Source organism: Enterobacter sp. LU1, assembly GCF_008271405.2.
Taxonomy (GTDB): domain Bacteria; phylum Pseudomonadota; class Gammaproteobacteria; order Enterobacterales; family Enterobacteriaceae; genus Enterobacter; species Enterobacter hormaechei_C.
Genome location: NZ_CP043438.2, coordinates 508872 through 534639, shown reverse-complemented (window position 1 = coordinate 534639; position 25768 = coordinate 508872). Strand labels below are relative to the sequence as shown.

Here is a 25768-nt window from a genome sequence, read left to right as displayed (position 1 = left end):
GCATCCGCAAAGGCGGACGCAGTTTTCCCGCAGGCGTGGCAAAGCCGTACCTGTCAGGCACTTAATTTATCAAGCAGGAACGTATGAACGTTGCTGCCTCACGCCGGTGAGACAGCAAAAGGCTGGCTTACCGGAAAGAAGGTTTTCTCCTGGTCAGGAGAGGTGTGGGATCGGGATCCATGTGGCCTCCGGTAAGTAAAAAGTTGGGTATCGGCACGCAGTATAGTGATTTATCCATACCGTTTGTGACTAATCGGGCGGTATTATAACGCCCTGCAAATAAACCAAACGTAAACCAGACTTTGCCCATAGCGAATTCGCAGGATAGCATTAGGCTCAATTGATTATTTTATCGATGTTACAGGGAATACAGCATGCAGAACCGCCTTACGATTAAAGATATCGCGCGTTTAAGCGGCGTGGGGAAATCGACTGTCTCACGCGTGCTGAACAACGAAAGCGGTGTCAGCGAGCGCACACGCGAGCGCGTCGAGGCGGTGATGAATCAGCACGGTTTTTCCCCTTCCCGCTCCGCGCGCGCCATGCGCGGGCAGAGCGATAAAGTGGTCGCCATTATTGTCTCGCGTCTGGATTCCCTCTCCGAAAACCTCGCCGTACAGACTATGCTGCCCGCGTTCTACGAGCAGGGCTACGATCCGATCATGATGGAGAGCAAGTTCTCCGCGCAAATGGTGGAGGAGCATCTCGGCATGCTTCAGCGCCGTAATATTGATGGGGTGGTGCTGTTCGGATTTACCGGCCTAAAAGAGGACGTGCTTAAACCCTGGCAGCCGTCACTGGTGCTGCTGGCGCGCGACGCCAGCGGGTTTGCCTCTGTCTGTTACGATGACGAAGGGGCGATCGTGATCCTGATGCAGCGCCTGTATGAACAGGGCCATCGGCATATTAGCTATCTCGGCGTGCCGCATGCCGACATCACCACCGGCAAGCGTCGCCACGAAGCGTACCTGGCGTTTTGTAAAAAACACAATCTTCCCGCCGTGGCCGCGCTGCCCGGTCTGGGTATGAAACAGGGATATGAACAGGTCGCCAGCGTGCTAACGTCACAAACCACCGCCCTGGTATGCGCCACGGATACCCTTGCATTGGGTGCGAGCAAATATTTGCAGGAGCAGCGCATCGGGGAACTGCAATTAGCGAGCGTGGGAAGCACGCCGCTGATGAAGTTCTTACACCCGGAGATTATCAGCGTTGATCCGGGTTACGCCGAGTCTGGCCGGCAGGCTGCCGCGCAGCTGATCGAGCAGATTACCGGGCGTACCGAGCCCCGTCAGATCGTTATTCCAGCCCATCTCTCATAATTCTTTTGAATAGATTATTGTGATCTTCGCCCGATTTCGGGAACGTTCCCATTTTCGCCGTCACGTTGAAGGAGTAGGCTTGCGCACAGGTCATAACCCCTATCACCATCTGTCATGAGGTTTCATGATGAGTAAAGTCAAACAAACAGATATCGATCAGCTGATCGTCCTGGTCGGCGGACGCGATAACATCGCCACCGTCAGCCATTGCATTACCCGCCTGCGCTTCGTGCTTAACGATCCGGCCAAAGCCAACCCGAAGGCCATTGAAGAGCTTTCTATGGTTAAAGGCTGCTTCACCAACGCCGGGCAGTTTCAGGTGGTGATTGGTACCGAAGTGGGCGATTACTATCAGGCTCTGCTGGCGACTACCGGGCACTCTTCCGCCGATAAAGAGCAGGCGAAGAAGGCCGCGCGCCAGAATATGAAATGGCATGAGCAGCTGATTTCCCATTTTGCGGAGATCTTCTTCCCGCTGCTGCCAGCGCTGATCAGCGGGGGCTTAATTCTAGGCTTCCGTAACGTCATCGGCGATGTGCCAATGAGCGACGGCAAAACCCTGGCGCAGATGTACCCGGCGCTGCAAAGCATCTATGACTTCCTGTGGCTGATTGGCGAAGCGATCTTCTTCTATCTGCCAGTCGGGATCTGCTGGTCCGCGGTGCGCAAGATGGGCGGAACGCCAATTCTCGGTATCGTGCTCGGCGTGACGCTGGTCTCTCCGCAGTTAATGAACGCTTACTTACTTGGTCAGCAAACGCCAGAGGTGTGGAACTTTGGCCTGTTTACCATCGCCAAAGTCGGCTATCAGGCGCAGGTGATCCCGGCATTGCTGGCGGGCCTGGCGCTGGGCTTTATTGAGACGCGCCTGAAGCGCATCGTGCCGGATTACCTCTATCTGGTGGTGGTCCCGGTCTGCTCGCTGATCCTGGCGGTGTTCCTGGCGCACGCCTTTATCGGTCCGTTTGGCCGCATGATTGGCGACGGCGTGGCCTTCGCGGTCCGTCACCTGATGACCGGCAGCTTCGCGCCAATCGGTGCCGCGCTGTTTGGCTTCCTCTACGCTCCGCTGGTGATCACCGGCGTGCACCAGACCACGCTGGCGATTGATATGCAGATGATCCAGAGCCTCGGCGGTACGCCTGTCTGGCCGATCATCGCCCTGTCTAACATTGCGCAGGCCTCGGCGGTAACCGGCATCATCATCGTCAGCCGTAAGCACAACGAGCGAGAGATCTCCGTTCCGGCTGCCATCTCCGCTTACCTCGGCGTCACTGAACCGGCGATGTACGGTATCAACCTGAAATACCGCTTCCCGATGCTCTGCGCGATGATCGGCTCCGGTCTGGCGGGCTTGCTGTGCGGCCTGAACAGCGTGATGGCGAACGGGATTGGCGTCGGCGGCCTGCCGGGTATCCTCTCCATTCAGCCCGCGTTCTGGCAGGTATTTGCGCTGGCGATGGCGGTGGCGATTATCATCCCAATGGCGCTGACTACTGTGGTTTACCAGCGTAAGTTCCGTCAGGGCACGTTGCAGATTGTTTAATTCTCTCTTTCGGGGCGCAGTTGCGCCCCTTCGCATTTGCAGGAACGTACTATGAATACCCTTCCTCACTGGTGGCAGAACGGCGTCATCTATCAGATTTACCCAAAGAGTTTCCAGGACACCACCGGCAGCGGCACGGGCGATCTGCGCGGCGTGACACAGCGCCTGGACTACCTGAAAACCCTCGGCATTGACGCCATCTGGCTGACGCCGTTTTATATCTCCCCGCAGGTGGATAACGGTTACGACGTGGCGAACTACACTGCCATCGATCCGACCTACGGCACGCTGGACGACTTTGACGAGCTGGTTGCCCGGGCGCATGAACGCGGCATCCGCATCGTGCTGGATATGGTCTTTAACCACACGTCCACGCAGCACGCCTGGTTCCGTGAGTCGCTGGATAAAGCGAGTCCGTACCGCCAGTTCTATATCTGGCGCGACGGTACGCCGGATACGCTTCCCAACAACTGGCGCTCCAAATTTGGCGGCAACGCCTGGCGCTGGCACGCCGAAAGCGAGCAGTATTATCTGCACCTGTTCGCACCGGAGCAGGCGGATCTCAACTGGGAAAACCCGGCGGTGCGCGCCGAGCTGAAAAAAGTGTGCGAGTTCTGGGCCGATCGCGGCGTGGACGGCTTGCGTCTGGACGTGATTAACCTGATTTCAAAAGATCAGGATTTCCCGGACGATACCCTCGGCGACGGTCGCCGCTTCTACACTGACGGGCCGCGCATCCACGAATATCTTCAGGAGATGAGCCGCGACGTCTTTACGCCGCGTAATCTGATGACGGTGGGCGAGATGTCCTCCACCTCGCTGGAGAACTGCCAACAGTACGCGTCTCTTGACGGCCGCGAGCTGTCGATGACCTTTAACTTCCACCACCTCAAGGTAGACTACCCCGGCGGCGAAAAATGGACGAAGGCGAAGCCGGACTTCGTGGCGCTAAAAACCCTTTTCCGCCACTGGCAGCAGGGGATGCACAACAAAGCCTGGAACGCGCTGTTCTGGTGTAACCATGACCAGCCGCGCATCGTGTCGCGCTTTGGTGACGAAGGGGAACACCGCGTGGCGGCGGCGAAAATGCTCGGCATGGTGCTGCACGGGATGCAGGGCACGCCGTATATCTACCAGGGTGAAGAACTGGGTATGACCAACCCGCATTTCAGCCGTATCACCGACTACCGCGACGTGGAAAGCCTGAACATGTTCGCCGAACAGCGGGCTAACGGTCGCGATACGGATGAACTACTGGCGATTCTGGCGAGTAAGTCACGCGATAATGGCCGCACGCCGATGCAGTGGGACGCCTCGCATAATGCGGGCTTTACCGAGGCCGAGCCGTGGATTGGCGTCTGCGACAACTACGAAACCGTGAACGCCCGCGCGGCGCTGGACGACCCCGATTCGGTGTTTTACACCTATCAGTCGCTGATTCGCCTGCGCAAAACCTTGTCGGTACTGACGTGGGGAGACTATGAAGATTTGCTTCCGGATCACCCTTCCCTGTGGTGCTACCGCCGCCAGTGGCAGGGACAAACGCTGATGGTGGTGGCGAACCTGAGCCACGCGCGCCAGCAGTGGCAGCCCGTCCCCGTAGAGGGAGCATGGCGGGTGGCACTCAGTAACTATGACGAGGTTCCCTCCCGACCCGATACGTTGCTATTGCGCCCGTTTGAAGCTATCTGGTGGGTGCAGGAATAAACCTCAGGAGATACAGCATGCTGTATCTCTTTTTTTATGTTTAGCGATACGCTAAATGTACGACGATAACTTTTACAATATGGCGCACTCAAAATAAAAATAGCCTGCCAATTAAATAACCTCGGCAGGATATTATGAAAAAGATAATTATTAAAGCAACGTGTATTAGCGCATTATTATTGAGCACACAGGGATGGTGCGGGAATACGTCCGTCGACCTTCGCTTTGGTCATAATACGCGCTCAGACGTAAATGATTCACGCATTAAGGTCATGCATCAGGCGAATAACGGTTTTTACTTCTCCGTTGAAGCCGCACAGAACCATAATAATACGTTTTTTGGTGATACCGACAGATATAATCCCGACGACAAGGGGTTAACGGAAGCGGCACAGGAAATCGAAACGCGCTGGCGTTTTGATCTGGGAAATGGTTTCGCCGTTGCGCCTGGCATGGTGACGGTTTTCACCGCCAGCAATACGCATTACCGCCCCTTCATTCAGGGCTGGAAAGCCTTCGATAACGGTCTGAATCTCTCCGCCCGTTACCGCTATAACACCGTCAATGACGCGCACAGCGATAAAGAACTCGACGGCAGCGGTTATACTCGCCGCCAGTCACACCAGTTCGACATTTGGTTCGCGTATAACATCGGCAAATTCGGTATGTCCTATAACCCGCGCTTCCGCTGGCAGGATAACGTCGATCAGGGAACCGGGGATGACACCTACTGGGAGCATACCGTCGCGTTCAACTACAAGCTCGACGATGGCTGGACGCCATACGTCGAACTGGTTTCACTGGATAAAACGTACATCAATAATGACGGCAACCATGAAAATGATTATGCCGTACGTCTGGGAATAGTGAAGCAGCTCTGACGGCCTGACTACACCGTATCGTGCTGTAGCAGCCTACAGCCGATACGGTCCACGGCGCTCAACAGTTCAAGCTGCCCTTCCCGCTGATACAGCGAAACCGCGTTAATGTCGATTGGTAACGGCCAGCATAGCGTTGAGATCGACGCCAGTGTCGACCCCTGACGGGTAATCGCAATAATCTTCAACCCTTTGCGCAGCGCGTTACGCGCCATTTCAATCAGCGACTGCGTCTCCCCGGATTTACTGATCAACACCAGCGTCCCCTTCGATACGCGTGTCAACTGGTGCATGTCATTCAAAATAAGGTGCGGCAGGCTCGCCAGCGACAAAAAGCGCGACAGGTAGTTGAGGCTGGTGAGCGAGGCTCCCCGTGCGTAAAGATAGATATGGCTGGAATGCGTAAGCAACCTGGAAACGTCTGTCACAATATCATCCGGCTGCGGCCCCACGTCGGGTGTAGCAGGTGCAGGTGTAAAATGGTCGCGTAAAAAACGGTACCGAAGCTCGGTATAGCTTTTATAGCCCATTTTTTTACATACACGATTAACGGATGTTGTCGTGGTAAAGGTATCACGGGCAATCTCTTTTGCCGATATATTAGAAATATTACACGCATGATGCTGAATGTATTCAAATATCAAACGTTCACTTCCCTGGAATGAATTCATCTATTACGCCCCGTTTAATCCCGAGATGATATTAACACAACAGAGAAATAGTCTCTGGAAGGCGCTTCACACATTGCATTTACGCGTATCACGATACGTAATTAGTATTAGCAAACATTAAAAACTGTTTTAGGTTCTCTTTATACTTCCCCTGTTTTCACATCCAGGGAATTATGACAATGACGAAACAAAAAGTTGTCGCGGTAACGGCCTGCCCGACGGGTATCGCACACACCTTTATGGCGGCGAATAAAATTATTGCATGGGCTAACGAGCACAATATCGAGGTAAAGGTCGAAACGCAGGGCAGAGATGGCGTTAAAAACCGCTTAACAAAACAGGATATCGCCTCCGCCACGGCCATTATTCTGGCAACCGACGTTCCCATTCAGGATGCCGAGCGTTTTGAAAACATTCCTCACCTTCAAACCCGCACACAAGAACTGATCAAACATACCGATCGCTATCTGCGTCAGGCGCTGGCAAAGGAAAAAAACGTCACCACTGTCGCACAAGAAGACGATCTTCAGCGTTCGGCTTACCAGATTTTTATTGGCCATATTATGGCAGCCATCAGCTATATGCTGCCGGTGGTGGTGATGGGCGGGCTGATGATGGCGACGGCCAAAATAACCGGGCAGTTTATTAACATCGAACATTCGCCGTTCAGCGTGCTGGATAAAGTGGGCTTTATGACCATTAAGTTCATGTATCCCGTTTTTGCGATGTATTTGGCGTTTTCCATTGCCGGTAAACCGGCACTCATCCCCGGTCTTATTGGCGGCATCATGTCAGACGAAGTCTATAAGCGCTTCTTTGATATCGAAGGCTTTATGCCATCCGGCTTTTTCGGCGCCATTGGTATCGGCTTTTTTGTGGGCTATCTGGTGCGCTGGCTCAATGATTCGATTCACGTCCGCCAGCAGCTCACCACCATTAAAACCATGCTGCTCGTCCCGCTGATCACCGGCATTACGCTGGTGATGGTCATGGAATATTTGATTAACCCGATTTTTGGCTCGCTTAACCAGCTGATGGTGGTCTTTTTTACCTCGGCAGGTGACACCGGGCGCGGGTTCTATTCCGCGATGATTGCCGCGGGCACCGCGTTCGACCTGGGCGGTCCGGTCAACAAGGCGGCAGGCTCGGTCGCGCTCGGCCTGAATGGCATGAGCGAGACGTTTGATTTAACCGCCCGCGAACTCTCCATCGTGATCCCCTCCATTGGCGTCGGCTTTGCTGCGTTCCTCAACGGCCGCTTTGGATTACCGGATGTCTTTAGCCAGGAAGAGAAAACCGTCGGTAGCACCTCGCTGTTGCTGGGCGTGATTGGGATCTCCGAAGGCGCGATCCCGTTCATCCTGAAAAACCCACGTCTGATCCCGGTGTTCATGACCGGTGCCGTCGCCGGCGCGCTGGTCGCCATTACCCTTGGCGTGAAGCAGACGCTGCCTCTGCCAGCCGTCTGGGGCTGGCCGCTGGCAACCAACGTGGCGGGCTACCTGGCGAGCGTCTTTATTGGCGCACTGATTTGCGCCCTGGGCGTGCTCTATGTCAGCCCAAAGAACGCCAGATAAGGGGAACGTCATGAATCAGATCCACGTCATTGCCCATACGCACTGGGATCAGGAGTGGTATTTCACCCGTCAGGACAGCATGGTGCTGGCGTCATATAATTTTGCGGACGTCATCAACACGCTGGAGCAGGACTCCGCTTACACCTGCTATCACCTTGACGGACAGATGGCGGTAGTGGAGGACTTTCTCGCCATCAATCCTAATTATCGCACCAGGCTGGAAAAGCTGGTCAGAGAAAAAAGGATCTTCGTAGGGCCATGGTATACCCAGACGGACACCTACAACGTGCATGGCGAATCGATTATCCGCAACCTGAAGTACGGCATTTTTTCTGCCCGGACGCTGGGGCATGCGATGCAGGTTGGGTATCTTCCGGATACCTTTGGCCACAATGCGCAAATGCCCACGATCTTGCAGGGCTGCAATATCGACAATATCGTCTTCTGGCGCGGTATCGATCACGACAGGCACGCCAAAAGCAGCCAGTTCCTCTGGCGCGCACCCTCAGGTGCGACCGTCATCGCCTGTGCGATGGCGCTCGGTTATGGCGCGGCTAAAAACATGCGTTCGGAAGCCTCCCATCTCCGGGGAAAAATCTACCCGATGACCACACTTTTGCGTTCACGGGCCGGTCTAAACGACCTGCTCCTGCCCTGCGGCGGCGATCAGGTCAGCATCGACCCGGCGCTGCCGAAAATCCTGGAGGTCGCCAGCGCACAGTCCCCGGATCAGGACCGTTACTTCATCAGCTCTCTGGAGCGTTATGTAGAAACCCTTCGCGCGCAGCGTGAACAGTTTGAGCTCCTGGAAGGAGAGCTGAAATCGCCGCGCTACACCCGCATCCATAAAACGATCGGCTCCGTGCGCTACGACATCAAAAAGAAAAACGATGAGGTTGAACAGTTCATCCTGCGACAGCTGGAGCCGACAATCGCAATGGCACGTCACCAGGGGATTCCGGTCAACCTCGCGGTAGTCGACACCCTCTGGAAAAAGCTGTTGCGAAACCATGCCCACGATTCCATTGGCGGCTGTAATAGCGATGCCACCAACCGCGACATTCTGCATCGTATGGAACAAACCGAACAGCTGTGCCATAGCCTGTGGAATCTGGTGGTGAAAACCCTGGCCGCCGCCTGCGTTCAGGATGGCGACCTGCTGATCTTTAACCCGCTAGCTACCCCAACGCAGCGCGTGGTGATAACCACCCTGTATAGCCGGGCGGATAATATCGCCCTGACGCATCAGGGGCAGCCCATCCCTTTCGACGTCCTGGAAAGAGACATTCTGCACGGCGGAACGGCGATCTCCCTTACCGCCGAGGGCGAGTGCGAGACGCCCCTTCTCCCTTATTACCGCTGGCACGTTGCGGTAAAGACACCGGTTCTGCCGCCGATCGGCTATCTCACCGTTAACGTTGAAGAAGACCCTGCACCTTTCCTGGCGTCTGAAAAGATAAAGGGCAGCGAGATTGAGAATGCGCATTATCGACTGTCGCTGGATGCCGGAACGCTTACCCTGCATGACAAACGCAGCGGCAGACGTATCCCCTCTTTCTTTACCTTTGAAGACTGCGTGGATGCGGGCGACAGCTACGATTTCTCACCGCTTGCGGGCGACGCGCCGACGCGCTGTTCGCATTTTACGCTCGTCGACGGCGTAAAAACGCCGCTTGTCGAAAAGCTGACCGTCGAGGCCACAATGCGTCTTCCGCAGGATCTCGCCAGCCGTCAGGATACGGCCCGAACGCCGTTATCCATTCGTCTGGTCTGCGAATTACGCCACGACGATCCGAATCTGTATGTCGAGGCTTCGCTGGAAAACAGCCACTGCGATCACCGGCTACGTTTACTGATCGGCAGCGATGTTCACACCCGTCACGCTATCGCCTCACAGCCCTTCGCAATCATCCAGCGCGAAACGGGATATGACGGTGAACACTGGCAAGAACGCTATCGCGAGAAGCCCGTGGATATCGAAACCAGCGAGGGCATTATCGCTGTCACGGAACCGGGTAAAGCGCTGGTTGTGACTAGCCGTGGCATGAAAGAATTTCAGATTATCGGCAGCGAACCCGCTGCTATTGCCCTGACGATGTTTAAATCGACGGGCGTGCTCGGACGCAGCGATCTCGAATGGCGACCGGGTCGGGCCTCCGGCATCAATAATACGGTGGTTGAGACTCCTGATGCCCAGTTGCTGAAACCGTTGCGCTTTTCATTCACCGTCGCGCTGGCCGTCAACGCCGACCACCTCACGCTGCGCCAGCTGGAAAATCAGGCGGCTGGACAGCCCTTCACCTACCAACGGCAAACGCTACACACGCTCGATCACCGTCTTGAGCGTTTTTCGTTGCGTCTGCCCGAGCGCAGGCTTCCGGCAGAGTTCTCGCTACTGACCGTGCCGGAACCGCTCATCCTTTCCGCTCTGCCCCATGCGCAGCAGTCGCAAGGTACGGTCGTCCGCGTGTTTAACGCTGGCACGGAGCCCGTTCCCGTGCCGGAAAGCCTGGCGGGGCTTCGTCAGATTAACTATCTGGAAGAGTCCGTGCAGCCGGTAACGGCGATCCTCCCCTCCGCAACCTGCGATTTTTTGATTGAGGTTTAATATGAACTTGCTGGCATTGACGCATCCCGATCTGGTGTTTATCAACCCGCCCCAACGTACGCCGGAAGCAGTGATCCGTTGGCTCACCGAGCCGCTCGCCAGGCGGAAGGTCATCAACGATCGAGAGGCATTTATCGAAAGCGTTTTACAACGTGAAAGTGAAGGCCCTACCGCGCTGGGTGAAGCGCTCGCCGTCCCGCACGGTAAAACCGAGGCGGTGCAACAGGCGGCATTTTGTCTGGCGCTCTTTGACGATCCGATATGCTGGCCGGGACTGGAAGGTGATGAAGAGGTGAGGATGGTTTTCCTGCTCGCCATTCCGCCAGCGGAAGCAGGCAGTACGCATATGCACCTGCTGACGACGCTGACCAGCAGACTCACGGATGAGCGGGTGCGTGAGCAATTGCTGGCGGCGCGTACGCGGGAAGAGGCGATGTCTGCGCTGAGTAATGAAGGTTCTCAAAAACAGGACGATGCCCCCGAAAGCTCTCTTCTCATCCCGTTGGTACTGGGCTGCATCGTTACCGTAGCCTTTTTGCAGGCAGGGTTGAGCTGGGCCTGCGGGGTGAGTTAATCGAGCAGCGCTCAGCACAGGCTCTGCTGAGCGCTTGTTTTTGTTGAATAATTAATCAGATTTTTCCTTCGAGTCTTTACAATTGCCCCAGCGCCCGCCGTTTGTACTCTCGTCTTTTTACTTTGTTCTGCATCAAAAAAATCGCAAACTTGTTTGATGCAAATCACTATATGTAGCACTTAAAATGCACGCCGACCCAACATCTTGTATTTATCGTCTACTATTCCAACAACAAGACGGCGCGAACGCTGGCCGGAATTGTGGATAACACGAGCTGGGCACGCGGGAAGTCTTTGCCGCGGCGAGGAATACGTCCGGTGAATACTTCTCCACCTTTGTGGATAACCTGTTTTTAAAATGGAGTGATCATGACACCGCATGTGATGAAACGTGATGGCTGTAAAGTGCCGTTTAAATCAGAGCGCATCAAAGAAGCCATTCTGCGTGCAGCTAAAGCAGCGGGAGTCGATGACGCAGATTACTGCGCCACCGTCGCAGAAGTCGTTAGCAGCCAGATGCATGAACGCAGCCAGGTGGATATCAACGAGATCCAGACCGCGGTTGAAAACCAGCTGATGTCTGGTCCGTACAAGCAGCTGGCGCGCGCCTACATTGAGTATCGTCACGACCGTGACGTCCAGCGTGAGAAACGCGGTCGCCTGAACCAGGAGATCCGCGGCCTGGTAGAGCAAACCAACTCGTCGCTGCTCAATGAAAATGCCAACAAAGACAGCAAAGTGATCCCAACCCAGCGCGACCTGCTGGCCGGTATCGTCGCCAAGCACTATGCCCGCCAGCACCTGCTGCCGCGCGACGTGGTGTCTGCGCACGAGCGCGGTGAGATCCACTATCACGATCTCGACTACTCGCCGTTCTTCCCGATGTTTAACTGCATGCTGATCGACCTGAAAGGCATGCTGACCCACGGTTTTAAAATGGGTAACGCCGAGATTGAGCCGCCGAAATCCATCTCCACCGCGACGGCGGTCACGGCGCAGATCATCGCCCAGGTGGCAAGCCACATCTATGGCGGCACCACCATTAACCGCATCGATGAAGTGCTGGCCCCGTTCGTGGCCGAGAGCTTCAACAAACACCGTAAAACGGCGGAAGAGTGGCAGATCCCGGATGCCGACGGTTACGCCCGTTCCCGCACCGAGAAAGAGTGCTACGACGCGTTCCAGTCGCTGGAATATGAGGTAAACACGCTGCACACCGCCAACGGCCAGACGCCGTTTGTGACCTTCGGGTTTGGCCTCGGCACCAGCTGGGAATCACGCCTGATCCAGCAGTCTATTCTGCGCAACCGCATCTCCGGCCTCGGTAAAAACCGTAAAACGGCGGTGTTCCCGAAACTGGTGTTCGCCATTCGTGACGGCCTGAACCACAAGTTTGGCGATCCGAACTATGACATCAAGCAGCTGGCGCTGGAGTGCGCGAGCAAGCGTATGTACCCGGACATCCTCAACTACGACCAGGTGGTGAAAGTCACCGGTTCGTTTAAAACGCCAATGGGCTGCCGCAGCTTCCTCGGCGTGTACGAAGATGAGAACGGCGAGCAGATCCACGACGGGCGCAACAACCTGGGCGTCATCAGCCTGAACCTGCCGCGCATCGCGCTGGAAGCTAAAGGGAATGAAGCGGCCTTCTGGACGCTGCTGGATGAACGTTTACAGCTGGCACGTAAGGCGCTTATGACCCGCATCGCCCGTCTTGAAGGGGTGAAAGCCCGCGTCGCGCCAATTCTCTATATGGAAGGAGCCTGCGGCGTGCGCCTGAAGGCGGACGATGATGTGTCGGAGATCTTCAAAAACGGTCGCGCATCGATCTCTCTTGGCTATATCGGCATTCACGAAACGATTAACGCGCTGTTTGGCGACAAGCACATCTATGACAACGACGCCCTGCGTGAGAAAGGTATCGCGATTGTGCAGCGCCTGCGCGATGCGGTAGACCAGTGGAAAGAGGAAACTGGCTACGGTTTCAGCCTGTACAGCACGCCGAGCGAAAACCTCTGCGATCGCTTCTGCCGTCTGGACACCGCCGAGTTCGGCATCGTGGAAGGCGTGACCGACAAAGGTTACTACACCAACAGCTTCCACCTCGATGTGGAGAAGAAGGTGAACCCGTACGACAAGATCGACTTTGAAGCGGCCTATCCGCCCATTGCGAACGGCGGTTTTATCTGCTACGGCGAGTACCCGAACATTCAGCACAACCTGAAGGCGCTGGAAGACGTGTGGGATTACAGCTATCAGCACGTGCCGTACTACGGAACCAACACGCCAATTGACGAGTGCTACGAGTGCGGCTTTACCGGTGAGTTCGAATGCACCAGCAAAGGCTTCACCTGCCCGAAATGCGGTAACCACGACGCAGCCCGCGTCTCCGTGACCCGCCGCGTGTGCGGCTACCTCGGCAGCCCGGATGCCCGTCCGTTTAACGCCGGTAAGCAGGAAGAGGTGAAGCGCAGGGTGAAACATCTGGGGAATGGGCAGATCGGGTAATCCGCTGCCACGTTAATGCCCGGTGGCGCTGCGCTTACCGGGCCTACGGACCGCTCTCTTTTGTAGGCCGGGTAAGCGCAGCGCCACCCGGCGTGGTTATTCGCGATGAACTATCACCAGTACTACCCCGTCGACATCGTCAACGGCCCCGGCACCCGCTGTACCCTGTTTGTATCAGGCTGCGTTCACGAGTGCCCCGGCTGCTACAACAAAAGCACCTGGCGCCTGAACTCGGGTATGCCGTTTACCGCTGAGATGGAAGACCGCATCATCAACGACCTGAACGACACGCGCATCAAACGCCAGGGGATCTCGCTCTCCGGCGGCGACCCGCTCCATCCGCAAAACGTGCCGGCGATCCTGAAGCTGGTAAAACGCATCCGCCGCGAGTGCGCAGGAAAAGACATCTGGGTCTGGACGGGCTATAAGCTGGATGAACTGAATGCGCAGCAGATGGAAGTGGTGGATCTGATTAACGTCCTGGTCGACGGCAAGTTCGTGCAGGATCTAAAAGATCCTATGCTTATCTGGCGCGGCAGCAGCAACCAGGTTGTGCATCATCTGCGTTGAATGAAGGCGGATATCCTCTGTCCGCCTGAACGTCAAAACCGACTCAAACTCTCCATCGCCTCAGCCTTAAACGCCGCAAAATTCTCGCACTGGCACAGGCGCGCCATCGCGCGTTCACGCAGGAAGGTGACAAAGATGTCGTAAATCGCCATTGCCTCTTCGTACTCGCTTTTGCTGATGGCGAGCAGGAAGATGACATGAGCGGTTTCATCTCCCCACTGAATGCCCTGCGGCGCCAGCACGGTGTAGACCACCGTTTTTTGCGCCAGCAGCCCGAGGGAGTGCGGCAGCGCGATGCCGTCGCCGAGCATGGTGCTGACGATGGCTTCACGCTCGATAACCGATTCCAGAAACTCCGCGCCGACAAAACCTTCCCCTTCAAGCTGCCCGCACAGTTCGCGGAACAGCGTTTGCTGGTCGACAGGCTTGTCGAGAATGCGGAAATGGGCCGCGTCGAAGTATTTTTCCAGCATCCACGGGCGGGTGCGATCCACCAGCACCAGCTTGCCGATCTGCTCTAACTGATAATCGGTCGGGAACGGGGCGATCATCACCACCGGTTTGGATTTTTCGCTCACGCGGGCGGTGGAGATCACGAAGTCTTCGCCAATGGCATCGGCAAGCTCGTACTCACGAAGGGTGAGCGTGCGCGTCACCTCAATCTGCGGATATTTACGCTGAAGTACCGCCTCGATCATGCGCACCATCGCGTTACCGGCGTCGCACACCAGCAGCACCCGCGGCTGGCGCTGGTAGCCGATATTGTAATGGCGCTCCAGCCCGACGCCGATATGCAGCACCAGAAAACCAATTTCGTTTTCGCTGATCACATACGGGGTGTATTTGCCCCAGCTCGACACCGCCGCGAGGGTCATATCCCACGCCATCGGGTAGTGCTGCTTGATGTTATCCAGCAGCGGATTGGGGATCATGATTTGATACCGCACGCGGGTAATCATGGTTTTGATGTGCGTGAGCAGATCTGCATGCAGTTGCTCATCGCTCAGCAGGTTGTAGTTATAGTGGGTGTTGATGTAGCGCAGAATGTAGTTGACCAGGGCTTCGTCGTCGTCGGCGTTAATCGCGCTGGGGGCGATCTCCTGGATCTGCCGCGCCGCAATGTGCACACACAGCCAGCTCTCTTCTGACGGCGAAAGCGCTTTGCCCGCCAGCTCCTGGATAGCCACCGCGATATCTTTCGCCGCCTCACGCACGTTCTCTTCCACGTCCTCCGCGTGGAATTCCGGCAGCGGATACCCCTCGCTGATGCGCCGCACCGACACCGCGCAGTACAGGCGCAGGAACAGCTCGCCTTCATCGGTCAGGCGAATGTGATGGCGCGTCAGCGCATCGTGCAGCACCGGCACCATCTTTTCCGCCACCCCCGCATTCAGCGCCACGTCGGTCACCAGCGGGTTCAGGCTGTCCTGCTGCGCCAGCTCCCACAGGAGGTCGGTCAGGCAGGCGCGGATCGCCATCTCGCTGCCAAACAGCTTCATCCCGTGGCGCGGGCGGGTTTCCAGCGTCAGGTTATAACGGTGAAACCACTCGCGCACTTCCACCATGTCGCTCTGCAACGTAGCCCGGCTGACGAACCACTCATCGGCCAGATCCTCCAGCTTGAGGGAAAAGGCTGACGTCAGAAAACGCACCACCAGATAGTGCACGCGCTCCGGTCCGGTTCGCGGAATACGCAGCGCGCGCGGGTGGGACGCCTGCAATTGTTGATAGCGCACCACATCATTAATTTTGAGCTGATAGCCGTTGCCCCGGCTCAAAATGAACTGCGCGCCGTGGCTGGCCAGCAGCGCGTTCAGGGCGGTGATATCCGCCCGGACGGTTCGCGTGGAGACCGACAGCCGCTGCGCCAGCTCGTCCTGTGGCAGCGTCTCGTTTTGCAACAGATCGAAAAGTTGCGCTAAACGTTGGTTCGGAAATCGCACGTCGTTGTCCTCTTACTGCTCAGGGTGAAATGACCATCTGGGATGGGCTGCCGACCGGGGTATAGTCTGGCTCGGCGCTCAGCTTGCCGTCCGGCGCCACGCGGAAACGGGTAATGTTGTCGCTGCGCTGGTTCATGACGTACAGCCAGCGACCCTGCTTATCGAGCGTCAGGGTGCGCGGATAGTCGCCGCGCGTCCAGACATCATCCTGATGCGTCAGCGTACCCTCCGCCGTTACGGTAAAGTGCCCGATGCTGTTATGCAAACGGTTAGCGACATACAGCTGTTTCCCGTCGGCGCTTAGCGCCAGCCCGGCAGCAAAACTGGTGCCTTTATAACCGTCCGGCAGGGCTGAAACCGTTTTACCCTCTTTCAGCCTGCCATTACTGTCCAGCGCATAATGGGTGAGCGTAGACGCCTCTTCGTTAATCAGCCACAGGGCATCGCCTTTCGGCGTAAAGACGAAGTGGCGCGGCCCGGCCCCTTTTGAGGAGGCGCTGATAAATGGCGGATCGTTAGGAGTCAGCTTCCCGGTTTGATCGTCAAAACGGTACTGATAGATGCGATCCAGCCCCAGATCGGTGGAAAAAACGTATTTCCCGTCCGGATCGGCGGCGATCATGTGCGCATGTGGGCCGTTATGATCGCTGATGGCGAAACTGCCCTCGACGGCAGCTTCCGGCTTCGCCGCGCCCGGTTCGCCTTTGTCCTGATGGGTGTCCGTAGCATCGCCCAGGCTGCCGTCTGCGTTAACGGGCAGCACCGCGACAGTTCCGCTGACGTAGTTTGCCACCAGCAGATGTTTGCCGTTCGGCGTCAGGGAAAGATACACCGGCCCCGCGCCGCCGGAGGACACCTGATTCAGCTCGCTCAGCGCGCCGTTATCACCGATGCGCAGCGCCTGCACCACGCCCTGCTCCACTTCGCTTGCCAGATACAGCGTTTTGCCGTCGTGTGAGACGGTTAACTGCGCGGCGTTCGGCAGTTTGCTCACCAGTGTTTTATCGTTCAGCGCACCGGTTTGCGGATCGACGGTAAAGCGGTACAGCCCTTCACCGTTCGGATTATAGGTACCCACCCAGGCGTACTGGGTTTGAGCGATTGCAGAGGTAGCAAGTAAAGAGAGTGAAGCGACAAGCAGGGTACGGGTGTGCATGGTGGCTCCTTCGGGTGTGTGCGGTTTGTTTCCCCTCACCCCAGCCCTCTCCCAAAGGGAGAGGGGGTAAAGGTTCCCTCTCCCGGTGGGAGAGGGTTAGGGTGAGGGGCAGGTTCTACTTAACCAGCTTCTTCGTCATCGCCAGCAGCGTACGCACATCTTCCGGACGCGTATCACCGCTGGCTTTATCGATAATCGAGCTGTAGATATGCGGGATGATTTTGCTCACGCCCGCATCCAGGGCGATCTGCAAGATCGCCTCGAAGTTCTCCAGATCGATTCCCCCGGTCGGCTCCAGCCAGAAGTCGTGACGGGCGCAGGCTTCCGCCACCGCCTGGTATTCGTCACGGCATTTCAGGCCGCCCATCGGGAAGTACTTGATGGAGCTGCCGCCGAAATCTTTCAGCAGGGCGATAGCGGTTTCAACCGGCACTATGCCGTCCGGCGCTTTGCTGCTCAGCGGGCCGGTGGAGATTTTCACCATGCCGACGGTGCCGGTCGGGGAGACCAGACCGTTGACCACGGACTCATTCTGCCCCAGCAGCGCGCGGCTGGTGGCCACGCCGGTAAAGACCTGGTTAACGTGCTGCGGCTGCACCTGGCGGGAGATTTCACTCACCATCGCTGACTGGTTCGGGTCGCCCGCGCCCAGCCCCACGGAGAGCGCATTATCAATCAGGGCTGCGTATTCGCGCATGTCCGCAACCGCGCTCGCCACGTCCGGGTAATTTTTGGAGAGCACGCCCACCAGCACATGACCTTCCGCCGCCTCGTAAATGGCGCTGGCGTTGGCCTTTGAGCCTGCCAGCACGTTCAGGCAGACGCGGTCACGGTAAAAGTTGGGGGTCAGTTTCATGCTTTTTTCTCCTGTCCTAATACTTCGCTAATGCGGCGGTACACGATGTTCAGCTGGTCAGCATTCACGCTGCGCACGTCCGCCTCGATAATCCCTTCGTTGGCCTTATAGCCACGGAAGTAAATGGCGTATTCGCCCTGTTTCAGCGCGTTCACCAGTTCACCGGTGCCGACGCCGGTGGTGGCTTCGTCAAACTTAATCTCGGTGCGGGCGATGTCACGCCCGGCGCTGTCCCAGACCACGCGCGCGGTCACGCCGTTCAGGGTGTTCAACGCGTCGATAAACGGCGTCATCTTCGCCACCATCTCGGCCCCGCTCTCTTTGGTCGCCGTCAGGTAGTGTTCGATGGCGCAGGTCAGGCCCAGGATACCCTCTTTGCCCACTTTCATCGCGCGACCAATGCCCGCCGTCTGGCGCTTCACCCACTCAACGTACTGGGTTTTGCCGATCACCAGCCCGCTGGTTGGCCCTTCGATCGCCTTCGCGCCGCTGTAGATCACCAGATCGGCACCGGAGCGGTAGTAGGCGTGCAGATCTTCTTCCGCCGCCGCATCGACGATCAGCGGGAGATCGTGCTTGCGCGCCACGACCGCCGCCTGCTCGACGCTGAGCATGCTTTTCTGCACGCAGTGGTGCGATTTGATGTAGAGGATCGCCGCCGTGCGCGGAGTGATCGCCGCCGCCAGCTGATCGGCAGAGCATTCGTTGGCGTAGCCCGCCTCCACCAGCTTGCCGCCGCCCAGCGCCACCATGGTGCCCACCGGCGCGCCAAAGTTCACGTTGTGGCCTTTCGGCAGGACGATTTCGTTGTTTTCAATCGGTGTGACGTGCAGGTTTTCCAGCAGCCAGTCGCTGTCTTTCACCAGCACCGCCGCCACGGACTGGGCAATGCCCGCCGACGCGCAGGAGACCACCGTCGCCCCTTCCACCTCCAGCAGCTTCGCGATGTATTCCCCGGTTTTATTGACCAGATCCTTCATCTCGAAATAGTGATTCATGCCGTCGATCGCCGCCTGCACCACTTCCGGGCGCGGCGTGGAGACACCCAGCGCCGTCATGCGGCCAGAGGTGTTGATAACCTGCTTTAAGTTGTACTTCTCATAAATCGAAGGCATGTTCCGTGCTCCCTTGTTCGGTCATGTAGCCCTTGCCCGCGCGGATCGCGGCAAGCGGCATCAGAATGTGTTCAGCCTGTAGGCTGTCGTTTTCGGCATCCGTCAGCACCGTCGGCTGGCGCTTGAGCGTAAACAGCGTCAGATCGGCGTCGAGGCCAGGCTGAATGCGGCCTTTGCGCGTCAGGCGCAGGCCGTCGGCGGCGTTGGCCGTGACACAGTCAATCACCTGCGGCAATGACATGCCGATGGCGAGGAATTTCGACATCACGCTCGCCAGCGAGCCGACCGGGCCGTTGATGCGGTTGCGGCAGTAAATATCCGAGCTGATGGTATGCGGCAGAATGCCCATCGCAATGGCGCGCTTCGCCACTTCAAAGCTGAAGCTCGCCGTGCCGTGGCCGACGTCCAGGCGCACGCCGCGCTTCAGCGCAGACGTAATGGAGGCGCGCAGCTCGCCGGAGGGCGTCAGAATGCGGTTAGGCTTGCCGTTGTAGCAGTGGGTGATGATGTCGCCGGAGCTCAGCAGTTCGGCAATCTCATCGAGGTTCGGCGGGTTGTTGCCGATGTGCACCATCAGCGGCAGGTCGCCGTTCTCTTTCTGAATCGCTTTCGCGCGCTCCAGCGGGGTGATGCCGTTTTCACCGACCACGCTGCTGCTCATGCGCGCCTTCAGGCCAACGATAAAATCCGGGTGGCGCGTCACCGCCTGCTTCACCGCATCGGCGTCAATATTCGCCATGTTGGCCAGCTCGTTCTGGGCGATCAGCCCCACGCGGGAGATGTTCAGCAGGGCAAACACCTCGGTGGAGGCTTTGCGGGTGATGGCGTAAAAATCGTCCACGTCGTCGGCTCCGGTACTGCCCGCGTCCACCACGGTGGTGACGCCGGTGGCAATGCCCACGCTGTCCGGCTCGTCGTGGTAAATCGGGGAGTTCGGGTAGCAGTGGACGTGGGAGTCAATCCAGCCCGCGCTGACGAACACGTCGCCGTTCAGCTCAACCGTTTTGCGGGCGGGAGCGTCAATGTCGCCTGTCGCGGCAATCTTCCCGTCCTGGATGGCGATATCGGTCAGGGTATCGTCGGCGAGGCGCGCACGGCGCAGGAGTAAATCAAACATGAGGATCTCCTGATAAAGCGGGCACCGAAGCGCCCGCGGGTATTAAAGGGCGACCGGGAACAGCCAGCCCAAAATCATTGCGCCGAGGATGGCGCCACCGGTAATCGGCTTCTGCCAGATGTAGAACAGCAGCGCGCCTACCAGGGAACCGACGCCGATTGGAATGGAGGCGGTCATGGCGCTGAGGATAATCAACGGCCCGAGGAAGCGGCCGGAGGCGTTACCCGCGCCCATCATCACGTCTGCGCCGTAGGTGGAGTTGCTCTGATTGATGGTGAACTTACGCGCCAGGATGATGACGTAGCCAATCGCCAGGCCAATCACCAGGCCGGTAATCAGCGCGGCAATGAAGTTGGTCACCGGGAACATGATGCCCGCGCCCAGCAGCAGCGCCGGAACGCCGAGGCCCACGCCGGTCTGGATCGCGCCGCCGATATCGAGAATACCCACCAGCGAGCCTTCGATAATACGGGCGAACAGGAAGCTAGCACCGAACGCCGCCACCGCGCCGTAGACGCCGGTATCGATTCCCGCTTTCAGCATCGCCACGAAGGCCACTTCGTTAAACGCGCCGATGCCGTAGAGGTAGTACATGTGCGTCCCGGCAAAAACGCCGGAGGAGAGCAGGCCAACGAAGATCGGGAACGACCAGTCGGCATACCAAAAACCTTTATTCTGTTCCATTTAGAGGCTCCTGTTATTTACCGCTGAGCGAGTTGTGGATCATGTCGAGCCAGTTCGGCACGGTCAGATGGAAGGATTCGATCATCTTCATGTCGAAGCCGCGGAAGAAGCCGCTCAGCACAAAGAGCAGAACGATCGCCGCCATCATCACTTTGGTGACGTGGTTCCAGCCACTCTCTTCAACACCTTTACCAATCAGAATACCCAGTACCAGACCCGGTACGGCGTTACCCATGATCAGCTGTGCCGCGCCGCCAAAGATGGTGGCCCAGAAGCCCGATTTTTTACCCGCGTCGATGGCCGCCAGCCAGAAGATCACCGGCATCACGGTGTTGACCAGCAGGTTCGCCGCCGGTACCAGCACCTTCACGGCGGTCACCTGAAGCGCTGCCGGAACGGAGGAGGCGGTCAGGTTAAGGAAGGTCACGACAATCATGCCGATGATGCCGCAGGCAATCGCCATTTTGCGCGGGTCATGCAGCGTTTCACCGACGTTACGGTTTTTAATCATCAGTGCAGCAGCACCCCAGTTCGGGATGATGCGGTGGTCAACGTCCTGTGTGAAGGCACCTGCGGCCACGGAAGAGGCCCAGGCGTTAAAGAAGAAACCTAACCCAAAGGAGAAGTGGGACGCCGGATCCCCTTCGCAGGAGTTCAGTTCCCCCAACGTACGAAACGCGCCCATACCCTGAGTGGTAGGCGCATGAAACATGCGTGCAGCCCCGGCGCCAACACCGACGCCAACCAGGCCGCCAATGATGAGCGATTTTATTAATATAATTAAGAACATCAGTCTGCCCTTTTATGAATAATCAGCGTTGCGTGACGAAATCCACCTGGTCGAGATTGATGGCGGTCACGTTGACGGTCACATCCAGCTCCACGCTGTAGGTGCGTCTTTCCCGGCGCAAAAAGAAGAACAGAAACGCTTCTTTTCGCACCGCTTCTTGCGCCTGAACAACCTGCACATCCTGTGGCTCAATACGCAGTAAGATATGCGGTGAGGCTTTCATCACCGCAGCCTGAACGTGGTTGAGAGCGTCGGCAAAGGCGCGCGCTTTGGCGTCGCCCTTCCCCTTCACTCTCACCGTGGTTGTGAACTGTTCTTTCATGCTTACGCGCCGTATTTCTTCTGCCACGCCTGTACCAGACGCTCGCCCAGCTCTTCTTTATCCATAAAGCCAAAGCCCAGCACGTTGCAGCCTTCGTTGATGGCGGTCACCCCCTCATCCACGGAGCGCATGCCGTATTTGGCCTTGTAGCCATATTTGGTCTGAGCGGTGATGGCGCCCGCGCCGCCGCTGCCGCAGAAGGAGATCCCGAAGGTGGCGTTTTCTGCTTTCATCACGTCACCGAGCTTCATATCCGCTGCCATGCCCGGTACGACAACCGCGCGTCCGCCGGCTTTTTCCACACCCGCAGCCACTTTCTGACCTTTACCCAGGCGATCGCCAATCACGACTGTAATCTGTTCCATGTGTTGCTCCTTAAAGGTTGTCTTTCGCGACTTCGAAGTGAACGGAGAGCAGCCAGGCCTCTTCATCAGGAAGGTTGCCGAACTGCGCCACCACTTCACGGGCGAGTTGCATTGAATCTGGTGAAATTTCGTCAAACAGCTCTGCTTCAACCTCTGGCAGCGGCTCGCCGGTCACGGACCGGTGCGCCATTGCGCGAACGTGGGAGGTCAGCATCTGCTCCTGTACCGCGTTGGGAATGATGTTGTGCCGGGCCAGCAGGGCGTAGACCTGCTGAAGCATGGTGTTCGCGAGCTGTTCTGTTTGCACCGCCTGTTCCCCAACGTCGTTCATTACCGCTCCGTTAATCACTCGTCTTACCCCGTTAATGGCTCTGGAATAAAACTAACGTCGAGGGGGAATTGTTTGTAGCGAGTTGTTTTCCACTTCGAAGTGGAAAGGCGAGCAGCGGCAGTGATCTGTGCCACATAAATGCGGTGAATCTGTATAAATCGCTGGATTTACGTGATGAATATCACGCTATTACGCGGCATTAGACTGGTAAGCGGAGTGGAAAAGATTACGAGCAGGCTCGTAGAAATGTGACGTGGATAAGGTTTTCTTATGGGGATCCGCTAGAGTGGCGGCGGGTGCTTGAGACTGACCGTCTCAGGCATGGGACGGAAAGTGGAAAGCCCCGCCTGATAAAAAATCAGGGCGGGGGCTCGAAACGACACGTCACACCGTGGAGTTCGCTACCTCGCCCGCTTTAAAGCAAGGAGGCATCCATGAAACGCAGAAACCCAAGTATCGGGGTTTTGATGATTATTTCTTTGACAATAATCATCTTAACGCTGGTGACGAGGAAAACACTGTGCGAGATCCGTTTTCGTAACGGCTCGCTTGAAGTGACAGCGCGGATGGATTGTCGCTCCGGCAAGTAGGGAACAACGATGCGGGGGCGCATAATGCGCCTCCGCATACGGGGAGAGGACGTACAGCTCAGGCACCCAATTAACGATACTTTTTGTGGTACGTGTTGCGGGTCGCGACAAACTGATCGGCTGCCGCCTGGGCTTCTTTCACTTTGCCTTCGTTCGCCAGCTTCAGCGCGCCGTCAATCTGGCCGACCAGCACGTCAAAACCGTGGCGGTAGTCTTTCATCTCGGCGCTGTCTGCCGCTTTGCTTTCCAGCTTCGGCGGCGTCGCTTTTTGCGCATCCAGCGCGGCTTCACGCATTTTAGTCAATGCGTCTTTCATGTCCGCCGCATTGTCCGTTTTCTGCACCACCTTCAGGTTTTCACTGAGGATGTCCATGTTGTCTTCGAGATCGGCAGCAAACGCAGACGAGCCAAGAACCAGCGTTGAAGCCGCGACGATCGCTAACAGGTGTTTACGCATTGCTCACTTCCTTTTTTTATTATTAATCAATCTTTTACGGGGATTATTGCCCGGCGATTTTCATCTCCGGCAGTAATACAGAACCACACTGAATATTGCTGCGTGTTTCAATATCGTTACCGACCGTAACAATATTGCGCCACATGTCCTTCAGGTTGCCGGCGATGGTGATTTCGCTCACCGGATACTGAATTTCACCGTTTTCGACCCAGAAGCCCGCTGCACCGCGAGAGTAGTCGCCGGTAATACCGCTCACGCCCTGCCCCATCAGCTCGGTGACCACCAGGCCGGTGCCCATCTCTTTCAGCATCTGTTCAAAATTCAGGCCCTGTCCGGCAATGCGCCAGTTATGAATGCCGCCCGCGTGCCCGGTGCTTTTCAGCCCCAGCTTACGCGCGGAGTAGTTGGTCAGCAGCCACTGGGTCAGAATGCCGTCTTTCACGATATCACGACGTTCCGTGCGCACGCCTTCGCTGTCGAACGGCGTAGAGGCCAGCCCTTTCAGCAGGTGTGGGTGCTCTTCGATGGTCAGCCATTCCGGCAGGATCTGCTTGCCCAGCGAGTCGAGCAGGAAGGTCGATTTACGGTACACCGAACCGCCCGCAATCGCTCCCACCAGATGACCAAACAGGCCGGTTGCCACTTCGTTGGCAAAAATGACCGGCGCTTTCATGGTGGAGAGTTTACGCGGCGAAAGGCGTGACAGCGTGCGTTCGGCGCACGCTTTTCCCACCCACTCCGGAGACTGCAAATCTCCCAGCGCGCGGCCAATGGTATACGCGTAATCACGCTCCATATCGCCGTTTTCTTCGGCGATGACGCAGCTGGAAAGCGAGTGGCGGGTTGAGCAGTACCCCTGCAACATGCCATGGGAGTTACCAAACACTTTAATGCCGTAGTGGCTGTTAAAGCTGCCGCCTTCGGTATTGGTGATGCGTTTGTCAGCCTGCAAAGAGGCCTGCTCGGCTCGCGCGGCCAGCTCAATGGCTTCATCCGGCGTCACTTCCGCGGGATGGAACAGATCGAGATCCGGCGCGTCAAACGCCAGCAGCTCTTTATCGGCCACGCCAGCGTAAGGGTCCGGGGAGGTGTAACGCGCGATATCCAGCGCCGCCTGCACCGTACGGGCGATGGCATCCGGGCTCAGATCGGTAGACGACGCGCTGCCTTTACGATTCTGGTGATACACCGTGATTCCCAGCGCGCCATCGCTGTTAAATTCTACATTCTCCACTTCGCCATAGCGGGTGCTCACGCTAATGCCGGTGGTTTTGCTGACCGCCACTTCGGCGCCATCTGATTTACCTGAAGCGAGCGTCAGCGCGGTGGAGACGGCTTCTTCCAGGATCTTACGCTGCGCTTCAACTTGTGAGGTTACTTTCATCGCAAATGCCATACTGTAAGAGAGAGTTAAGTGAAGTCTAACAGAGAACCGTTTTTCAGTGCGCGTCTTAACTGGTAACATTAGCCTCTTTTTTTAAGGAGCCTGACATGACTAAGCAGCCCGAAGACTGGCTCGACGACGTTCCCGGTGATGACATCGAAGACGAAGATGATGAGATCATCTGGGTCAGTAAAAGTGAAATTAAACGTGACGCCGAAGAGTTAAAACAGCTTGGCGCAGAAATGGTAGAACTGGGTAAAAACGCGCTAGATAAGATCCCGCTCGACCAGGATCTGCGTGATGCCATTGAACTGGCACAGAAAATCAAGAAAGAAGGGCGTCGCCGCCAGCTTCAGCTTATCGGTAAACTGCTGCGTCAGCGCGACGTGGAGCCGATCCGTCAGGCGCTGGACAAACTGAAAAACCGCCACAATCAGCAGGTTGCGCTGTTCCATAAGCTGGAGCAGATCCGCGATCGTTTGATCGAGCAGGGTGATGACGCGGTACCTGAAGTGCTGAACCTGTGGCCGAATGCCGACCGCCAGCAGCTGCGATCGCTGATCCGCAACGCGAAGAAAGAGAAAGAAGGGAATAAGCCGCCGAAGTCTGCGCGCCTGATTTTCCAGTATCTGCGCGAGCTGTCTGAGAACGAAGAGTAATCTGTGCGGGTTTGCGCCGGATGGCGGCGTAAACGCCTT

Annotated in this window: 24 protein-coding genes; 11 read left to right on the top strand and 13 right to left on the bottom strand. The window is 57.0% G+C overall.

The window, feature by feature from the left end:
- The first annotated feature begins 374 nt into the window (after window positions 1–374).
- The 4 genes from treR (at window position 375) to FZF21_RS02525 (ending at window position 5456) form a co-directional block, all read left to right on the top strand.
- Entirely contained in the window at window positions 375–1322 is a 948-nt protein-coding gene (gene treR, locus FZF21_RS02540) for a trehalose operon repressor TreR (RefSeq protein ID WP_017383908.1), read from the top strand.
- Window positions 1323–1449: 127 nt separating this feature from the next.
- Complete coding sequence (gene treB, locus FZF21_RS02535) at window positions 1450–2868, top strand: PTS trehalose transporter subunit IIBC (protein ID WP_020480548.1); 1419 nt, start codon at window positions 1450–1452, stop codon at window positions 2866–2868.
- A gap of 51 nt (window positions 2869–2919) precedes the next feature.
- Window positions 2920–4575: an alpha,alpha-phosphotrehalase gene (treC, locus tag FZF21_RS02530; RefSeq protein ID WP_047737030.1), complete on the top strand. Its 1656-nt coding sequence runs from the start codon at window positions 2920–2922 to the stop codon at window positions 4573–4575.
- Window positions 4576–4709: 134 nt separating this feature from the next.
- Window positions 4710–5456, top strand: a complete 747-nt coding sequence (locus FZF21_RS02525; RefSeq protein ID WP_032668656.1) for an oligogalacturonate-specific porin KdgM family protein — start codon at window positions 4710–4712, stop codon at window positions 5454–5456.
- 8 nt (window positions 5457–5464) lie between these two features.
- On the opposite strand, the gene FZF21_RS02520 is transcribed toward FZF21_RS02525, so the two are convergent.
- On the bottom strand, window positions 5465–6124 hold the full coding sequence (locus FZF21_RS02520; protein WP_015572516.1) for a MurR/RpiR family transcriptional regulator: 660 nt from the start codon (window positions 6122–6124) through the stop codon (window positions 5465–5467).
- Window positions 6125–6303: 179 nt separating this feature from the next.
- Between FZF21_RS02520 and FZF21_RS02515 the strand changes: the two genes are divergently transcribed.
- The 5 genes from FZF21_RS02515 to nrdG all read left to right on the top strand — a co-directional run bounded on the left by FZF21_RS02515 (window position 6304) and on the right by nrdG (window position 13960).
- On the top strand, window positions 6304–7701 hold the full coding sequence (locus tag FZF21_RS02515; protein ID WP_149121105.1) for a fructose-specific PTS transporter subunit EIIC: 1398 nt from the start codon (window positions 6304–6306) through the stop codon (window positions 7699–7701).
- Window positions 7702–7711: 10 nt separating this feature from the next.
- Window positions 7712–10309 carry a glycoside hydrolase family 38 C-terminal domain-containing protein gene (locus tag FZF21_RS02510; RefSeq protein ID WP_047737032.1) on the top strand — a complete coding sequence of 866 codons (2598 nt, stop codon included), beginning with the start codon at window positions 7712–7714 and terminating at the stop codon, window positions 10307–10309.
- A gap of 1 nt (window position 10310) precedes the next feature.
- A complete protein-coding gene (locus FZF21_RS02505) occupies window positions 10311–10883 on the top strand; it encodes a PTS sugar transporter subunit IIA (RefSeq protein WP_015572515.1) in 573 nt (190 codons plus the stop codon).
- A gap of 368 nt (window positions 10884–11251) precedes the next feature.
- Window positions 11252–13390, top strand: coding sequence for an anaerobic ribonucleoside-triphosphate reductase (gene nrdD / locus FZF21_RS02500; RefSeq protein ID WP_015572514.1), 2139 nt, complete (start codon window positions 11252–11254; stop codon window positions 13388–13390).
- A gap of 105 nt (window positions 13391–13495) precedes the next feature.
- A complete protein-coding gene (nrdG, locus tag FZF21_RS02495; RefSeq protein WP_023302982.1) occupies window positions 13496–13960 on the top strand; it encodes an anaerobic ribonucleoside-triphosphate reductase-activating protein in 465 nt (154 codons plus the stop codon).
- A gap of 32 nt (window positions 13961–13992) precedes the next feature.
- Here the strand turns inward: nrdG and FZF21_RS02490 are convergent, their stop codons facing one another.
- The 10 genes from FZF21_RS02490 to FZF21_RS02445 form a co-directional block, all read right to left on the bottom strand.
- Complete coding sequence (locus FZF21_RS02490; RefSeq protein ID WP_017383912.1) at window positions 13993–15903, bottom strand: PRD domain-containing protein; 1911 nt, start codon at window positions 15901–15903, stop codon at window positions 13993–13995.
- 19 nt (window positions 15904–15922) lie between these two features.
- A complete protein-coding gene (locus FZF21_RS02485; RefSeq protein ID WP_032103144.1) occupies window positions 15923–17059 on the bottom strand; it encodes a lactonase family protein in 1137 nt (378 codons plus the stop codon).
- Window positions 17060–17174: 115 nt separating this feature from the next.
- The gene (locus FZF21_RS02480; protein WP_017694646.1) at window positions 17175–17915 is read right to left on the bottom strand and encodes a KDGP aldolase family protein; all 741 of its coding nucleotides are present in this window, start codon (window positions 17913–17915) and stop codon (window positions 17175–17177) included.
- Window positions 17912–19030: a DgaE family pyridoxal phosphate-dependent ammonia lyase gene (locus FZF21_RS02475; RefSeq protein WP_063946191.1), complete on the bottom strand. Its 1119-nt coding sequence runs from the start codon at window positions 19028–19030 to the stop codon at window positions 17912–17914. The genes FZF21_RS02480 and FZF21_RS02475 overlap by 4 nt, the downstream gene beginning before the upstream one ends.
- The gene (locus FZF21_RS02470) at window positions 19014–20147 is read right to left on the bottom strand and encodes an amidohydrolase/deacetylase family metallohydrolase (protein ID WP_017383915.1); all 1134 of its coding nucleotides are present in this window, start codon (window positions 20145–20147) and stop codon (window positions 19014–19016) included. Before FZF21_RS02470 ends, FZF21_RS02475 begins: the two co-directional genes overlap by 17 nt.
- Window positions 20148–20189: 42 nt before the next feature.
- Window positions 20190–20831, bottom strand: a complete 642-nt coding sequence (locus FZF21_RS02465) for a DUF4310 family protein (protein WP_015572508.1) — start codon at window positions 20829–20831, stop codon at window positions 20190–20192.
- Window positions 20832–20844: 13 nt separating this feature from the next.
- Window positions 20845–21621 carry a DUF4311 domain-containing protein gene (locus tag FZF21_RS02460; RefSeq protein WP_006810337.1) on the bottom strand — a complete coding sequence of 259 codons (777 nt, stop codon included), beginning with the start codon at window positions 21619–21621 and terminating at the stop codon, window positions 20845–20847.
- 22 nt (window positions 21622–21643) lie between these two features.
- Complete coding sequence (locus FZF21_RS02455) at window positions 21644–21943, bottom strand: DUF4312 family protein (protein WP_006810338.1); 300 nt, start codon at window positions 21941–21943, stop codon at window positions 21644–21646.
- 2 nt (window positions 21944–21945) lie between these two features.
- Window positions 21946–22308, bottom strand: coding sequence for an SFCGS family glycine-rich protein (locus FZF21_RS02450; protein ID WP_006810339.1), 363 nt, complete (start codon window positions 22306–22308; stop codon window positions 21946–21948).
- A 10-nt stretch (window positions 22309–22318) separates the two neighbouring features.
- A complete protein-coding gene (locus FZF21_RS02445; RefSeq protein ID WP_026080657.1) occupies window positions 22319–22657 on the bottom strand; it encodes a PRD domain-containing protein in 339 nt (112 codons plus the stop codon).
- 416 nt (window positions 22658–23073) lie between these two features.
- On the opposite strand from FZF21_RS02445, the gene FZF21_RS02440 reads away from it, so the two are divergent.
- Window positions 23074–23229, top strand: coding sequence for a Hok/Gef family protein (locus tag FZF21_RS02440; protein WP_017383916.1), 156 nt, complete (start codon window positions 23074–23076; stop codon window positions 23227–23229).
- A gap of 70 nt (window positions 23230–23299) precedes the next feature.
- Here FZF21_RS02440 and cybC read toward each other — a convergent pair whose 3' ends face one another.
- On the bottom strand, window positions 23300–23686 hold the full coding sequence (cybC, locus tag FZF21_RS02435; protein WP_010427378.1) for a cytochrome b562: 387 nt from the start codon (window positions 23684–23686) through the stop codon (window positions 23300–23302).
- A 43-nt stretch (window positions 23687–23729) separates the two neighbouring features.
- Window positions 23730–25082, bottom strand: a complete 1353-nt coding sequence (gene pmbA / locus FZF21_RS02430; RefSeq protein ID WP_015572506.1) for a metalloprotease PmbA — start codon at window positions 25080–25082, stop codon at window positions 23730–23732.
- Window positions 25083–25177: 95 nt separating this feature from the next.
- Here pmbA and yjgA point away from each other — a divergent pair, with 95 nt between their 5' ends.
- On the top strand, window positions 25178–25729 hold the full coding sequence (yjgA, locus tag FZF21_RS02425; protein WP_003856072.1) for a ribosome biogenesis factor YjgA: 552 nt from the start codon (window positions 25178–25180) through the stop codon (window positions 25727–25729).
- Window positions 25730–25768 lie beyond the last annotated feature (39 nt).

What these genes read in the sequence shown, in the direction of transcription:
- treR (WP_017383908.1), top strand. Translation starts at nt 375, where the DNA reads ATGCAGAACCGCCTTACGATTAAAGATATCGCGCGTTTAAGCGGCGTG.
- treB (WP_020480548.1), top strand. Translation starts at nt 1,450, where the DNA reads ATGAGTAAAGTCAAACAAACAGATATCGATCAGCTGATCGTCCTGGTC.
- treC (WP_047737030.1), top strand. Translation starts at nt 2,920, where the DNA reads ATGAATACCCTTCCTCACTGGTGGCAGAACGGCGTCATCTATCAGATT.
- FZF21_RS02525 (WP_032668656.1), top strand. Translation starts at nt 4,710, where the DNA reads ATGAAAAAGATAATTATTAAAGCAACGTGTATTAGCGCATTATTATTG.
- FZF21_RS02520 (WP_015572516.1), bottom strand. Translation starts at nt 6,124, where the DNA reads ATGAATTCATTCCAGGGAAGTGAACGTTTGATATTTGAATACATTCAG.
- FZF21_RS02515 (WP_149121105.1), top strand. Translation starts at nt 6,304, where the DNA reads ATGACGAAACAAAAAGTTGTCGCGGTAACGGCCTGCCCGACGGGTATC.
- FZF21_RS02510 (WP_047737032.1), top strand. Translation starts at nt 7,712, where the DNA reads ATGAATCAGATCCACGTCATTGCCCATACGCACTGGGATCAGGAGTGG.
- FZF21_RS02505 (WP_015572515.1), top strand. Translation starts at nt 10,311, where the DNA reads ATGAACTTGCTGGCATTGACGCATCCCGATCTGGTGTTTATCAACCCG.
- nrdD (WP_015572514.1), top strand. Translation starts at nt 11,252, where the DNA reads ATGACACCGCATGTGATGAAACGTGATGGCTGTAAAGTGCCGTTTAAA.
- nrdG (WP_023302982.1), top strand. Translation starts at nt 13,496, where the DNA reads ATGAACTATCACCAGTACTACCCCGTCGACATCGTCAACGGCCCCGGC.
- FZF21_RS02485 (WP_032103144.1), bottom strand. Translation starts at nt 17,059, where the DNA reads ATGCACACCCGTACCCTGCTTGTCGCTTCACTCTCTTTACTTGCTACC.
- FZF21_RS02480 (WP_017694646.1), bottom strand. Translation starts at nt 17,915, where the DNA reads ATGAAACTGACCCCCAACTTTTACCGTGACCGCGTCTGCCTGAACGTG.
- FZF21_RS02475 (WP_063946191.1), bottom strand. Translation starts at nt 19,030, where the DNA reads ATGCCTTCGATTTATGAGAAGTACAACTTAAAGCAGGTTATCAACACC.
- FZF21_RS02470 (WP_017383915.1), bottom strand. Translation starts at nt 20,147, where the DNA reads ATGTTTGATTTACTCCTGCGCCGTGCGCGCCTCGCCGACGATACCCTG.
- FZF21_RS02465 (WP_015572508.1), bottom strand. Translation starts at nt 20,831, where the DNA reads ATGGAACAGAATAAAGGTTTTTGGTATGCCGACTGGTCGTTCCCGATC.
- FZF21_RS02460 (WP_006810337.1), bottom strand. Translation starts at nt 21,621, where the DNA reads ATGTTCTTAATTATATTAATAAAATCGCTCATCATTGGCGGCCTGGTT.
- FZF21_RS02455 (WP_006810338.1), bottom strand. Translation starts at nt 21,943, where the DNA reads ATGAAAGAACAGTTCACAACCACGGTGAGAGTGAAGGGGAAGGGCGAC.
- FZF21_RS02450 (WP_006810339.1), bottom strand. Translation starts at nt 22,308, where the DNA reads ATGGAACAGATTACAGTCGTGATTGGCGATCGCCTGGGTAAAGGTCAG.
- FZF21_RS02440 (WP_017383916.1), top strand. Translation starts at nt 23,074, where the DNA reads ATGAAACGCAGAAACCCAAGTATCGGGGTTTTGATGATTATTTCTTTG.
- cybC (WP_010427378.1), bottom strand. Translation starts at nt 23,686, where the DNA reads ATGCGTAAACACCTGTTAGCGATCGTCGCGGCTTCAACGCTGGTTCTT.
- pmbA (WP_015572506.1), bottom strand. Translation starts at nt 25,082, where the DNA reads ATGGCATTTGCGATGAAAGTAACCTCACAAGTTGAAGCGCAGCGTAAG.
- yjgA (WP_003856072.1), top strand. Translation starts at nt 25,178, where the DNA reads ATGACTAAGCAGCCCGAAGACTGGCTCGACGACGTTCCCGGTGATGAC.